General features: G+C 54.7%; 11 protein-coding genes. 1 reads left to right on the forward strand and 10 read right to left on the reverse strand.

Going from position 1 to position 14260, the window contains the following annotated elements; genetic code table 11:
- Positions 1 to 108 precede the first annotated feature (108 nt).
- Entirely contained in the window at positions 109 to 1002 is an 894-nt protein-coding gene (locus tag J3350_RS08325; protein ID WP_207686304.1) for a Bro-N domain-containing protein, read from the forward strand.
- A 116-nt stretch (positions 1003 to 1118) separates the two neighbouring features.
- On the opposite strand, the gene J3350_RS08330 is transcribed toward J3350_RS08325, so the two are convergent.
- From J3350_RS08330 to J3350_RS08375, 10 genes are all read right to left on the reverse strand, one after another.
- Entirely contained in the window at positions 1119 to 1319 is a 201-nt protein-coding gene (locus J3350_RS08330) for a transposon-transfer assisting family protein (RefSeq protein WP_207686305.1), read from the reverse strand.
- 3 nt (positions 1320 to 1322) lie between these two features.
- Entirely contained in the window at positions 1323 to 2249 is a 927-nt protein-coding gene (locus J3350_RS08335; RefSeq protein WP_207686330.1) for a hypothetical protein, read from the reverse strand.
- 21 nt (positions 2250 to 2270) lie between these two features.
- Positions 2271 to 5477, reverse strand: coding sequence for a YodL domain-containing protein (locus J3350_RS08340; protein WP_207686306.1), 3207 nt, complete (start codon positions 5475 to 5477; stop codon positions 2271 to 2273).
- A gap of 98 nt (positions 5478 to 5575) precedes the next feature.
- The gene (locus tag J3350_RS08345) at positions 5576 to 7654 is read right to left on the reverse strand and encodes a DNA topoisomerase 3 (RefSeq protein ID WP_207686307.1); all 2079 of its coding nucleotides are present in this window, start codon (positions 7652 to 7654) and stop codon (positions 5576 to 5578) included.
- A complete protein-coding gene (locus tag J3350_RS08350) occupies positions 7651 to 8373 on the reverse strand; it encodes a DUF4366 domain-containing protein (protein WP_207686308.1) in 723 nt (240 codons plus the stop codon). The genes J3350_RS08345 and J3350_RS08350 overlap by 4 nt, the downstream gene beginning before the upstream one ends.
- A complete protein-coding gene (locus J3350_RS08355) occupies positions 8363 to 8614 on the reverse strand; it encodes a DUF4315 family protein (RefSeq protein WP_207686309.1) in 252 nt (83 codons plus the stop codon). The genes J3350_RS08350 and J3350_RS08355 overlap by 11 nt, the downstream gene beginning before the upstream one ends.
- Before the next feature lie 18 nt (positions 8615 to 8632).
- Complete coding sequence (locus tag J3350_RS08360) at positions 8633 to 10609, reverse strand: C40 family peptidase (protein WP_207686310.1); 1977 nt, start codon at positions 10607 to 10609, stop codon at positions 8633 to 8635.
- On the reverse strand, positions 10606 to 11502 hold the full coding sequence (locus J3350_RS08365) for a DNA cytosine methyltransferase (protein WP_207686311.1): 897 nt from the start codon (positions 11500 to 11502) through the stop codon (positions 10606 to 10608). The genes J3350_RS08360 and J3350_RS08365 overlap by 4 nt, the downstream gene beginning before the upstream one ends.
- On the reverse strand, positions 11499 to 13901 hold the full coding sequence (locus tag J3350_RS08370; RefSeq protein ID WP_207686312.1) for a VirB4-like conjugal transfer ATPase, CD1110 family: 2403 nt from the start codon (positions 13899 to 13901) through the stop codon (positions 11499 to 11501). Before J3350_RS08370 ends, J3350_RS08365 begins: the two co-directional genes overlap by 4 nt.
- On the reverse strand, positions 13828 to 14253 hold the full coding sequence (locus J3350_RS08375; protein ID WP_207686313.1) for a PrgI family protein: 426 nt from the start codon (positions 14251 to 14253) through the stop codon (positions 13828 to 13830). Before J3350_RS08375 ends, J3350_RS08370 begins: the two co-directional genes overlap by 74 nt.
- Positions 14254 to 14260 lie beyond the last annotated feature (7 nt).

Genomic DNA, 14260 nt, shown 5'->3' on the forward strand with positions numbered 1-14260 from the left:
TGCACAAAATATTGTTCAGATTTTTGAATCCCAAACGCTTAGACCGGGTGGCGTTTCCACCCGAAATCATGTAAAATAGAACTAGACAACGAAAGCGAGGAACCCTCTATGGCAGAAGTAAAAGACAATAGCTCTATCCAGCTTTTTGAAAATCAGAAAATCCGTACTGCGTGGGACGCAGAAAAGGAAGAATGGTATTTTGCCATCGTTGATGTGATTGCTGTTCTGACTGACAGCGCAGACCCACAGAACTATTGGCGCGTTCTAAAAAAACGTCTTAAAGACGAAGGAAATGAAACCATTACAAATTGTAATGGTTTGAAAATGACCGCTCCTGACGGCAAAAAGCGCAAAACGGATGTCGCTAACACTGAACAGCTCCTGCGCATCATCCAGTCAATCCCATCTCCGAAAGCTGAACCGTTCAAGGCATGGCTGGCAATGGTAGGCAAAGAACGCATCGAGGAAACAATCGACCCGGAGCAGGCCATTGACCGTGCGCTTGATACCTATTTGAAGAAAGGCTACTCCGAAGAATGGATTCACCAGCGGCTTTTGGCAATCCGCATCCGCAACGAACTGACGGATGAATGGAAGAAGCGCGGAGTACAAAAGGGCAAGGAGTATGCTATCCTGACCGATGAAATCTCCCGCGCATGGTCTGGCATGACCACAGGGCAGTACAAGCGGCTGAAAGGTCTGACGAAAGAAAATCTCCGGGACAATATGACTGATTTGGAACTTGTGCTGACCATGCTGGCGGAAGCCTCCACCACGGATATTTCCAAAACTGCAAAGCCACAGACCTTTGAAGAAAACAAGCAGGTTGCCAAACGCGGCGGCAAGGTGGCCGGCATTGCGCGGCAGGCTCTTGAAGCGGAAACCGGCAAGCCTGTTATCACAGAAAAGAATGCGTTTGACTTCCAGCAGCTTGTGACCGACATTGTAGAAGATGCCGCCGAACTGCCGGAAAATCCCACCGAGAAAAAAGATAAAGACTGATACATGAAAAATAGCCGGACACAGCAGCCACAAGGCTACCGTGTCCGGCTATTTCTGTGTTGACAATGGCACATTACTCTCTCTAAAAATAATGTGTCATTGTCGAGCTGGCAGTATCACTCACCCGCAAAATCAAACCTCTGTCCGTCAAAGTCAGCATCGGTCATGTGCTCCAACTTGGCAACGGCGCTATTTGCCAGCCTCCGCATTTCCGTGTCCATGTCCGGCAGTGCGGCCATCATCCGCGCCATCGTCCGGCGGCGGTCAGAAGTGTGGTACATACAAATCAAATTTTCTTCTTCTACGCTGAAATTCATGCGTCAGACCTCCATTTCGTGTTGCTTGCTGCGGGCCGCTGCCTTTTTCGGGCTGGCGGCCTGTTTTGTTTCGGAAAGCTGCTTGCGGACGGAAGTGCGGGGCTTGCAGATGCCCTTGTCCCGGTTTTCGTTTTTGCCAACCAGCGCGTAGATGCCGAAACGGTCTTTCACGCTGGACAGGTGCAGGGACTTGTACGGCAACATGGCAAGTAGCTGGTCCGTGTCCCGGCTGGATGCCAGCTTGGTGAAATACGGCGATACCTCCACCATAAAATGATTCTTGTCCGGGCTGTTGGGAGCAGCCAGCCGCTTTATATCGGTTGCGATACGCTGCGCTTCGGCTTCAATCAGCCCGGTGTGTAGTGCTGCAAGATGTTCTTTGAAATCACTGGGCCGTGCAGGTTCCCGGCTGCGCTGCTCCTGTCGGATGGTCGCTTGCAGAAGTTCCGGGTCACGGGGCTGCATTTCATACCGCACGAACTCTCCAAAATATTTGTCCGATCGGCTGTCGAAATGCTCTTTGAGGCCAATTTCCCGCATCCCACTTTCGTAGATCAGGCGATTGGCACCCACAAGCAGAGCGGCATCCCGGATATGCTGGAAATGCTGCTGGTAGTCCAGTTCATACAGATTGCCTTGCACAGTTCCGTTGGCCGCGCCGGTCAGCTCCACCGCATAGGCAAGAATCCTGTCATGGGTCTGTTCGCCGCAGAATTTCCATGTGTTGTAGGCTTGCGTGTCTTTGAGCAGCACGTCCCGTTCCCGGAAGCAGAATGTTCCAGAGGGCCGGGACAGCCACAACAGCAGCTTATCTTCCGGCTGGTCGCTGCGGGCGGCCTCCCGCAGCATCTTGATGTCATAGGCAAAATCGCTCTGATAGTATGCGGTGTTCTGGTGCATAATGGCTTCCAGCGCAGCGATCACATCCATATTTTCAAATTTTTGCACGGCTTACACCTCCAATTCCTTTGTCTTTTCTCGTGGCTGCGTTTGCTTGCTCTGTTCCTTTTTTGCGGCATCCAGCTGTGCCCGGATGGACGGCTTTTTCGATTTGGCCGTTCGGGATTTTTTTGCTTTCGGCGCCTTTTCCTCGGCTTTGACTGCGGCGGCAAGGTCTGTCAGAGAAATTTGTTCTCCGGCTTTTGCTTTTGCCTCCAATTCGCCCAGAGATGGTGCATTGTTCAGCACGCCATCAATCATATTTTCGTTTTGTTCGGTGGAAAGTTCTGCAGTGCGCAGCGGATTTTCCCGCAAGAACTCCGGCACCTGCTGGAAGCCCACACTGTCGCAGTAGTGGGCGGTGTCCTGCCCATTCTGGTGCAGCACCACCACATCCGAAACAGACAGCGAGTGTCCCTTGAAATCTGCCGGATAGTCCACATTGAATGTGCGGTAGATGTCCTCCAACGTGGTGCCAGCAGTCAGCGGCGCGGTGTACACTTCCGTATAGTTGGACTTGTCCACGGTCCGGCCAGCGGCTTGCAGGCGGTCGTAAGGTTCAAAACGGTAATCACGGGTGGAATCCTCATTGCGCAGCTGGCAGATGGAAAAGCTGTCCTGCTGCGGTGCTTCAAAGCCTGCCGCCGCATATTTCTCAACCGTCATTCCAGCAGCAGCCGCTTCCTGCGCGATCTCGGCCTGCACCTGTGCCTTGTAATCCTGCAAGCTCTGGTCAAAGTCAGCCAACTTGGGCGGTTCCGGCAAGTTATACTGGCCTTGGTTAAGCAGCGGGCGGCAGTCCTGCGCATAGGTTACAATGGCATTGTAATAAGCGGTTCGTTCCGGCGAAATATCCTGACCCTCCCGCAAAGCGGCGGTAGCCGTCTGCTCCATAGCGGAAAGGTTGCAATGCTGTTTGAGGTACGGGATAAACTCAGTCAGCACCATTTCCCGCTCTGCCTTGTCCTGTTCCCATGCTTTCGGGCTTTTGTTGTGCAGCACGAAGTTTTTCCAGCTCTCGTCCTTGGCGTAGTATTCGTGGTAGTTCTGGATATGCTGAACCAAAGAACCCTCCCCATCCCCGAAATCCTGCCGCCCCTCGTAGTTGTCCGGCTGGCCGTTCAGGGTAAAATCAATACGGAATGCGGTCTTGTCATACCAGCCGCCCGTGTAGCCATCCTTTTCCCGTTCTGTGTGCTGGGTGGTGTCCAGTTCTTCAAAAACACGATTCGCCACGGACAGCGGCATGGTTTCGCCGTCCTGCAGCTTGTCGCTTTCACTCCACAAAATCGTGACCGTAGGCTCTGCGGATAAATCTGTCGCAGCGGCTTTTTCTGCTTCCGGGGCAGAAAGTTCATTTGCTTTTTCCTCCGCCTCTTGGAACGCCGCCAGCTTGTCGCCCAACAGGACTTCCGACACTGCGGCTGTCTGCCCCAGCAGATTAAGTGCTTCCTGCCCGGCATCTGGCAGGGTCAGACCGGGCGCGTCCAGCTGGCCTCCGTCCAGAGCCTTTTTGTCCGCATCATACAGTGTATAGTCATAGCCGGAATCACAGGTCTGGATGAATAAAATATTGCCGTTGTCCAGCGCAAATGCGGCTTCCTGTGCGGCGGAAAGGTCTGCTTCCCGCTGCTGGCGCAGTTCTGCCAGATGTTCGTCCAACGCAGAGATCAGCTCATGGGCCGCGCTGCGAATAATTTCCAGAGAGGCTTTTAGTTCGGCCAGTTCCCGGCCCGAACTCCACCCAGCTACATAGCCAAACGAATACTCGGACGTGTCCAGCCCATAGTGCTGGCAGACGGCATAGGCCACACTTTCGGCCTGCACCTCGCGGGTGCGGCTGTCCGGGCGGTTGGCCTGTTCCGGGTCGTCTGGGTCGATGGCGTGCAGCTTAGCATGGGCAATCTCATGGATGGCTGTCTTGATGGTTTGCAGCTGGCTCATGCCCTCTTGGATGGCAATGCGGTTGTCGAGCAGATGAAAGTACCCATGCGCGCCACCCTCGATGCCCTCAAACCCGATGGGCACCGGGGATGACTGCTCCAATGCCTTGAAAAAATCTTGGTAGTCCTGCACGCTGCCGGAAAGCTCATTTACCGCGATAGAGGGCAGAGGTTCGCCCTCGGTCTGGCTGACATCGAACACGGACACCACTTTGAACGCCGGAATCTGCACCGTCTTTTCTTCCGTCAGTGGCTTGCCGTCCTTGTCCAGAATCGGCTTGCCTTGCTCGTCCAGCTTTTCCATCTTCTGCTTGACCTTGTAAGGCGCAGGAGCAAGAATTTTGATGCCTTTTTCGCCCTTTTTTACGGTGCGGTGGAATGTGTCTTTCCACTTGTTGAAGCCTGCCACCAGCTGCCCGCCCTGCATGGCGATCAGCAAGGTGTTGTTGAAGCTGTAATTATGAAATTTTGCCATCGTGGTGAGGTAGGCTTTGTAGCGGTCACTGTCGAATAATTCTTGAATGCCTGTTTCCAGCCGGTCCGTGATTTCTTTCATGCGCTCTGCGCTGTCCTTGCCGTTCAGGATGATGGGAATAACTTTCTGCTGTTCTGTTGTGGACTGCACCGGCGGTGGGATGTTGGCCGCATCCCGCAGGATTTCCAATGCAGGAAAAGACAGCACCCGGTATTCTTCCGGCACAGGCTGGCCCTCGTGGACTTTCTGCCACACATCCCCGCTTTTGACAAGGTAGCCATACTCGGTAAACACGCCCTGCTCCTGCTGGGCCACATACCGGCCGAACTGCGCCGTGTCGATGCCGCCTTTCCATTCTTTCGGCATATCCACCATGCCGGAGCGATTCAGGTAGTAATCTCCTAGCTGGGCAGGTCCGTGCACATCCGGCAGATGCACATAGTAGTCCACGTTTTCGGGAAAGTCGGTGATTCTCCCGATGCTGAAAAGCTCACTCTGCGGGGCTTGCAGGGCGGCGTTCAGCTCTGCGCGTTCCCCGGCAGAAAGCGTTTCCAGCCGTGCGGCCAGAAAGTTCAGCTCGTCCACATTGGATGCCAGCACCATGTTGTAGGGGATGGCAAAACGCTTTTCTTCCTCGGCAAAATAGCCGGAAATGAAAAGGCCCTGCGGATTATCGGACGAAATGCCGATTTGCCGCAGGGCCGCTTGTACCTGTTCGGTTGTAGTGGGCAGGTCCAGCCAGATGCCATCCCTGCCTTGCTGCTGCCGATTTTGCAGCTGGATGGAAAATAATTCGCCCATTTGGTCACACTCCTTTTTTGCTATCCTACGGATAGAGAGAGCCGGTTATGGCAAAATGAATGCTTCACCTTACCATAACCGGCCCTCGTATTTTTGCCTTACTCTTTGCGTTCTACCCGGTAATTGACGTACTTGCCTCCTGTATCTGCGAGAAGCACCGTTGCATCATAGGTTTTGCCTGTCTTTTCGGAGTAGAGGCCCTTGACCTTTGCCTTGCCGTTTTTGAGCAGAGCGGCGGCGATCTTCGGGGTGAACGCCTTTTTCCGCTGCTCAAAGAAGCGGTCATTCTTCCACATCACGAACTGACAGCCACGGTTCCCGCAGTAGAAGTTTTTCTTGCCCTCATAGACGTTTTCACTGCACCGGGGACACTTGCCGATAATAACCCGTTCCGACTGAAATAAGTTCTGCTTGTCCGCGCTGATGCAGGAGTAGGTCTTGACCAGCTGGCGCACCTGCGTTTCAATTTCAGCCATGAACTCGTCCGCGTCTGCGTTGCCCTTGGCAATCTCGGTCAGGCGGTTTTCCCATTCGGCGGTCAGGACGGGAGAGGTCAGGCTTTCCGGCAGAACCACCGCCAGATTGATGCCGTCCTTGGTGGGGACAAGCTGTTTGCCCTTGCGCTGCACAAAGCCCATTTGCACCAGCTTTTCCAGAATCGCCGCACGGGTGGCCGGAGTACCCAGCCCCTTGCGTTCCGCTTCCTCCGGCATATCCTCGGCCCCGGCCCGCTCCATTGCTGACAGGAGCGTATCTTCGGTGTAGGCTTTCGGCGGGGATGTGAAGTGTTCCGATACGGTAGAAGTTACGCGGAAACTCTGCCCCTCGGCCAGTTCCGGCAGGGTGTTCAGGGCTTCCGTTTCTTTTTCGCCGTCTGCTTTCATGGTGGAGCGGAACCGTTGGTCGATCTCTTTCCATCCGGGGACAAGCACCGTTTTTCCCTTGGCGGTGAACTCGTTCCCTGCACAGGAGAACACGGCGGTCACTGTTTCGTACTCGTGGGGTGCGGCCACCGCACAGAGCAGTTTGGAGCAGACAAGGTTCATCAGCTTGCATTCACTTTCCGCAAGGCCGGTGAAGCCCTGTTTTACAAATTCGGCCGTGGGAAGGATGGCGTGGTGGTCCGATACCTTTTTGCTGTTCAGAATCCGGCCCACTTCCGGGGTCAAGTCAAGCTCTTGGGCAAAGGGCAGCAGCTCCAGCAGGTCAGACACAAGATGTTGTGCTGTCTGGCCCATGTCCTCGGTCAGATATTGGCTGTCCGTGCGGGGATAGGTCAGCAGTCTCTTCTCGTAAAGTTGCTGGGCATAATCAAGGGTCTGCTTTGCCGTAAATCCGAACAGGCGGTTTGCCTCCCGCTGCAAGGTGGTCAGGTCATAGGGCTTGGGCGGCTGTTCTGTCTTTTTCTCCCGTTTGACAGAAGTACAAACGGGAGTTGTGCCTGTGCATTTTTCTTTGAGAGAATTTGCAGTTTCTGCATCCGAAATGCGCCCACTGTCTGCTTTCAGGCTGCCGGACTGGATGCCGACTGTGTAATACTTTTCTTTTTGGAAGCGCAGAATTTTTGCATCCCGGTCCACCAGCATTTTCAGTGTCGGGGTCTGCACCCGGCCTACCGTCAGGGTTTTGTGATACAGCACCGAAAACAGCCGTGTTGCATTGATGCCCACCAGCCAATCCGCCTTTGCACGGCAGAGGGCCGATTGATACAGAGCATCATAATCCGAATCCGGGCGCAGGTTTGCAAAGCCCTCCCGGATAGCGGCATCCTCCATGCTGGAAATCCAGAGCCGCTTTACGGGTTTCGTGCAGCCGGCCATTTGGTAGACGAAACGGAAAATCAGTTCTCCCTCCCGGCCTGCGTCGGTCGCGGCGGTCACACTGTCCACATCCGGGCGGTTGAGCAGGGTGCGCAGAACTTCAAACTGCTGTTTCTTCTCGTCCGGGACGATGAACTGCCACGGTTGGGGCAGGATGGGCAAATCCTCATACCGCCATTTGCAGTATTTTTCGTCGTACTGGCCAGCCTCGGCAAAGGACACCAGATGCCCGATGCACCAGCTGACCAGATACCCGCCACCCTGCCAATAGCCGTTTTGCTTTTCAGCGGCCCCGATCACGGCGGCAATGCTGCGGGCTACGCTGGGCTTTTCGGCAATTACCAGCTGAACGCTCATGTTTCGTCCTCCTGTCCGTTCTCCGAATGAATCTCGATTTCAGCCGGTTCCTCGTCTGCATCTTCGTCCTCGCCAAAATCGTACTCATCCAGATCATCGTGCCCGGTGGTATCGGCCTTGGGCTTGCGGAACTTGAAATAATAGAGGGCCGCGCCGCCGCCCGCCAGAGCCAGCACCAGCAGGATTATCAGACTGCCCATGTTGGACTTAGGCTTTTCCTGCGGCGTTTCGGTGTCAGTTTTCACAGCTTCCGGGGCCGTGCAGTTGCGCAGGCTCTTTTCACACAAGGGGCAGTTTTCATTGACATTCCCGACATCACACTTCACGGTGCAGGTGCAGACTTCGGTTTCCTGCGGTTCTTCATCCAGTAGGGCCAGCAAGTCGGCATCGTCCACTTGGTTCAGGAAGTGGACAGAGGTTTCTTTGTCCTTATTGGCACGGTCAATTAGGATGTAAAAATAATTCCCGGCTTTGGTGGTCACAGTGATAAGCTGCTTGTCACCATAAAAATCATCCACCAGTGTTGCGTTGCCTTTGGGTGTGATGGGCACGCCCTCCGGCTCCATGCCGCCCGTAGTGGGTTCTTCTTCGATAATCTCCGGCAGAGGTTCCGGGGCCGGGTCAGAGCCGCTTGCAAAGGCGGGCATGGAGAACGAGCAGAGGCAGAGCAGGATAGCCAGCAGTCCGGCAGCGAAACGGTTCCAGTTGTCAGGTTTCATCGGCGGCATCCTCCTGTTTATGGTACGGGGTGACGGTGGGCGTGGCATTCAGCGCACCGCTGCGCAGGAAGGCTGCAAACTCGTCCGGTGTCATGTTCATACTGCGCACCAGCTGAATGATTTGAAGATTTTCCTGTTCGGTCTTTGCAGCTTCCAGTTCTTTCAACTGCTGCTGGTATTCAGAGATTTTTTCTTTGAGCCGTTCGATGTCGCGCTCAATGCGGAAAAGTCTTTTTGCCATACAAAATCCTTTCTGGCGTCACGGTAAACGCCCATAGCTGTAAAAATGTTCCTGCCAATATTTTGAGTTGAGGTTCGTGTAAGAGATAGGGTCGCCGCAGTGCAGCATGATGGAATCGCCTACATAGATACCGCAATGGCTCACGCCGGGGGTATCGTAGGTTCCCTTGAAAAACACAAGGTCGCCCGGTTTGACCTGCGCCGTCGAAACAGGAGTACAGAGGTTGTAAAGGCCCTGTGCGGTCTGGCGGCCCACGTTCCAGCCGGAGTGATTCAGCACCCACGAAATGTAGCCGCTGCAATCAAAGCTGGTGCTGGGCGAACTGCCGCCCCACACATACGGGTAGCCGATGTACTTCGTGGCTTCCTCCATCATGGCGGCAAACCTATCATCCTTTAGTGCTTCCGGGGGAATATCGTAGTAGGTGGGCTGCTTGATGGTGGACGCATTGGGGTACTGTGCCTGCCCGAACAAATCCGGCCGGTTGCCCAGCGTGCGCATATAGAGCGAATAGGCACTAAGTTGTTCTTCGGTCAGCACTTCCACGGGCAGGTGAGATAAATCTTTGTTCTTCAGCTTGACCGTACAGATGTAGTATTCATACGGCTCTTGGTAGGTGATAACCTGCGGCACACCATACGGGCCAATAATGACCATCATTTTTGTACGGTAACGTATCTGCATGGTCACGGTCTCGGTCAGGATGTACTGCTTTTCAAAGAGCATTTCAAGTTCGCCCTGCACCTCGGCCAATGTAAAAACGCCATCATGGAGCGCGGACAAAATCGAGATCAGCACATAGGGGTCATGCTCGATTTCGTCCAGATAAAAATGGTATTCATCGTAGTTGTGGGTGGCCTCGTAGGTGTCGAGATACCGTTGTAGTTTTTGTTCCAGCTTGGCGTAGGCTTTCTCTGCACCCAGCATATCCTTGTCCTTGGAAAAGTAAGAGGATGCCGTCACGCCGGTTCCAGCGGTGCCCGCCATCACGGTGCAGGACTGCAAACCCGTTATCAAGAGCAGAGCCAGCAGACCGAACACCGCCACGATCAGAATGGTTTTCCAGTTCCGGGCCGCAAATTCGGCCACTCGTTCGCCGCCCTCGGCTGCCAGCTTCGTTACCCGGAAACCGTTCTCTGCGGTGGTGGCCGCACCCTGCGCGGCGGCTTGGCCGGCCTGCCGTGCAGCTTTGGCATACTGCTGTTTGATACGCCGTTTCTGCCACATCCGGGAAATGGGGTTGCTGGCAGACTGCGCAATTTGCGGATTGTCCCGCAAAGACTTCTGATAGAAATACTCCGCATTGGCGGAACGCAATTCCCGTTCTGCCTTTTCCACAGCCTTGTAGGGCTTCATCTTGTGGTGCCGGATGCCGCTGCGGATGACCTTGGAGGTCTGATGCTCCACCAGTTCTTCACCCTTGTGGCCACCCTCCACACCCACGTTTTCATGTTCGACCTCGTGGATTTTTCCATGGGCGAACAGCAATGCTTCCGACAGCGGACGGCTGGCCGGGTTTGGTTTCAGGCTGGGCGGGCCTTTGTCCTGCTGCTCAAAACGCAGAGTGGATTTTGCCTTGCCGCTGGCGGCATCGTAGATTTTTTCCTTGACCGGGACACGCTTTTTCGGCAGAGCGGCACGGGCCGCATCCAGCTTGTCGGCTTTCGCTTCCGCCTTTTGGATGTACGGCTGCAATTCCGGGTTTGCCTGTTCTTCTTCGGTCAGTTCCAGACGGGCCGCCAAACCGTGCAGGCCATCTTCACTTTCGGCGGTTTCCGCAGCCTGTTTTGCTTTTTTCTTTGCCTTGTGCTTAGCCTTTACATCCTCGGCGCGTTCCAGAATTTTTTCGGCCTTGCCCTCGGCATCCGTGGAATAATCCTGTTCCGCCTCCCGGCTGGAAATGTTCTCCACAGTGCCGTCAGCTTGATTTTCCACCACCAGACCATCACGGGTCATGGTCTGGGTGACTTTGGCTTTTGCCTGCAATTCTTTCAAGTTTCTTCACCTCCCATCGGACAGCGGCCCGTTTCAATGTCCGCAATGTATTTGAGAATCGGAAATACTTGAGGCGGCGAAACCGCATTGCCCAGCGTTTTCATCCGCTTGCTGCGGTTCGGCACATCTTCGGTCAGGCGTGGGATGTCGGTGGGCTCTTTGGCCCAAAGGGAATGTCCGTCCATTTGCGCGGGAAACCCATCAGCCACTCTACCCAGTCCGGGTTGAGATAGGGCTTTTCCAGCGTGGTGGGGGTCATGCGGTAGACCACATGGGAGAGCCGCGCTGTCCACGCCTTGCCATCCTTGTTCATCTTGCGGTAGCTGCCATTCGCAGAGATTTGAATGTCCAGCCCCTTGCCCACATCCCCGGTGTCGCTGGCAAGGGGCGTGGGAAGCAGCAGAGCCGATGATGAATACCCGTTTCCGCTCGTGCCACGCGCCAACGGCAGCAGCAGGTAATACGAAAACCCGAACATCGTAACCTGACTGCTCCAAGTCAATGAGCGTTTTGTCGAGCCCCATACGGAGGAAGCCAGCAACATTTTCTCCAAGCACCCAACGGGGCTGCAATTCCCGGATGACCCGCAGCATTTCGGGCCACAGGTAGCGTTCATCGTGGAAGCCGCGCTGCCGCCCTGCGGTGGAGAACGGCTGGCACGGGAAGCCGCCTGAAATGAGGGTGACGGTGCGAAGTCCTGTTTTTTCAAAGAAAGCCTCCTTTGTTACAGTGGTGATGTCCTGAAAACGGGGCACTTCCGGCCAGTGGCTTGCCAGCACAGCGGCGGGAAATGCCGCCCACTCGCATTGACAGACAGAGGTAAACCCCGCTGCTTCCGCGGCAAGGTCGATGCCGCCGATGCCGGAAAACAAGCTGAAATGTGTTAAGCTCATAGCTCCACCACCTCGCCGAGCCGGGTGGTCATAATTTTATAGAGCTGGGTATTTTTCGGAATGGGATTGGAAAACGGCAACACCACGTTCTCAAAAATCAGCAGTCCTTCGCCCGGTTCGGAATTGTCAATGTACTTCTGCTGGTCTGCGGAGAGGTTCAGCCGTTCCGAAAGGATTTTGCGGTCGCCGGATGCCTGATTCAGCAGCGTGATGAAGTCGCTGTTTTCCAGAATGTTCTCAATCTCCGGGGAAGAAAGAAGGTCCTTCACATTTTGGGTGGCACCTGTGGGCACGCCGCCCCATTTGCGGAAGCGCTTCCAAATCTCGGCACTGTACGCGGCGGTCTGTTCCTCTTTCAGCAAAAGGTGGAACTCGTCTGCAAAATACCATGTGGCCCGGCCTTGGCTGCGGTTCTGGGTGACGCGGCCCCATATCTGGTCTTGGATAATGAGCATCCCCAATTTTTTTAACTGTTTTCCTAACTCTTTGATGTCAAAGGCCACAAGCCGGTTGTGGATGTCCACATTCGTTTTGTGGTTGAACACATTCAGCGAGCCGGACACATACAAGTCCAATGCCTGCGCTACCCGGTCCGCTTCCGGCAAGTGCTGGTCGAGCAGGGCTTGGTGCAAATCGGAGAGGATGGGCATATTCTCCGGGCAGGGGTTCGCCAGATAGGGACGGTAGATAGCTTTCACAGCACGGTCTATCACGGTACGTTCAATCGCTTCCAGACCTGTTTTGCCGCCCATGACCAGTTCACAGAACGACAGCACAAAATCCGATTTTAGGGCCAAAGGGCTGTCATCTTCGGAATAATTCAGGTTGATGTCCAGAGGATTCACATAGTCCTTGCTGGTGGGCGAAAGTTTGATGACCTGCCCATGCAGCCGCTTGACCAGCGGATAATACTCGGCCTCTGGGTCTGAAATAAAAATATCGTCAGCAGTCGTTAAAAACACACTGACGATTTCGGACTTGCAGCTCATGGATTTGCCGCTGCCGGGCGTGCCCAGCTTTAGGCCGTTGGGACACCGGGCCTGCTTGCGGTCCAGCATGATCATGTTGTGGGATTTTGCGTTGATTCCGTAGTACATAGCGGCCCCGCTCTGGAAAAGCTCCTGCGTGACAAAGGGCACGAACACCGCCACGTTGGAGGTGGTGAGGCTGCGCTGAATCTTTATCTGGTTGATGCCCAGCGGAAGGCTGGACACAAGGCCCTGCTCCTGCTGGTAGTCCAGCCGGACAAGAGAGCAGTTGTACTTCTGCACCACACCTGCCGCTTGGAACACATCGTTGCCCAGTTTTTGCTTGGTGTCGGCCACATTCAGCACTAAAAAAGTCAGCATGAAAAGCCGTTCGTTCCGGGTCTGCAATTTGTTCAGCAGCTTTTTGGCATCCTCGCCGTAGGTGGCAAGGTCGCTGGGCAGTATATCCATGTCGTACCCGGAACGGACAGCCTTTTTCTGCTCCTGAATCTTCATGGCGTCAAGGTCTGTGATTTTTCGCTTGATGGTTTTGATGGCCTCGGTCTGGTCAATGGCCTGCACATGGAGATTGACGAGAATCCCGCTTTCCGTTTTGAGAAAGTCGGCCAGCATTTCGTCCGAAAGTTCCGGCGCAAGGATTTGTAAAAAGCTCACGGCTCCATACTTGCCGCCCAAACCAAAGGTTTTGGCCGTACCGAAACAGAGGGAAGACGGGGCCACAAAATCCTTGGTAGACAGGCCGGAGGGTGCCAGCCAGTCCCAGTCAAAGCGGAACGGTTCGCCGTCTGGGTGGAAGATGCCGTGCAGCACCTCCAAACGCTCCTGCCCGTCCATGACGTGCGCCGCGCAGCCCATGGTCTTGAAATAGCCCAGCAGGTCAAGACCAATGCGGGTCAGCCGCGCCCGTGCGGTTTTCAGGCTGTCGGCCTCGATGGTGAAGGTCAGGTACTTGGTTTTCACAATGCCGTTGTTGCCGCTGGCAAGCTGCTTTTGCAGGATGGCCGTGTACTCGGCGCGGATGTCGTCGAAATCATCTCCCTGCGGTGCAATCTCAAAACTTTTTGCGTACTGCACCGGGTCAACCTTGCGATTCAAAAACGAAAGCTGCACATGGATGGAAGCATCCACATAGTTGTAGAGGTCGCACAGGTGTTCAAAGATGGCGGTCCGGGTCTCCGGCTGGGCCAGCTGATAGCTGATGTCCTCAAAGGCAATGCACTTGGAGAATGTGCGTCGGTCAATGCGGCACACACCGTCCGGGTAGATGGCCTCATACGGGATGGTGGTCTGTGCCGTGCGGGGCTTGCCGTCACCCTTGTACTTGCGGATAACGGCATCAATTTCTTTTTTCTGGGCGCGGGTGAGCTTTTTGGGCTTTTCGGTCTCGCGGGGTATCGTTTTTCTGGACAATGGCCTTTACCTCCTGTTCCATTTGGTATTGCCGCACAAGGGCGGCGTAAGCATTGTTGGTCTGATAGGGCCTTTCCTTGGGACGAAGAAAACAGCACTGAATCATTTGCTGAATCACCACTTCAAGGGGCTGGCCGTGCCGCTCGAACAGAGCGAACAGCAGTCCCGGCAGCATGGCAAAAATCATCAGCAGGGCCGCTGCACTGTTGGAAAGATAGTTCCGGGCCAAAAAATAAAGCGGTCCGCCCGTTAAAAGCGCACCGCAGAAGCAGACCAGCTGCCGCTTGGTCAGCCCGAATAAGACTTTGGATTTTACATGGGTCAAATCTTTGGGAACGGTCACATACGCCATACGTTTT

This window comes from Faecalibacterium sp. Marseille-Q3530 (assembly GCF_017377625.1).
Taxonomy (GTDB): domain Bacteria; phylum Bacillota; class Clostridia; order Oscillospirales; family Ruminococcaceae; genus Faecalibacterium; species Faecalibacterium prausnitzii_E.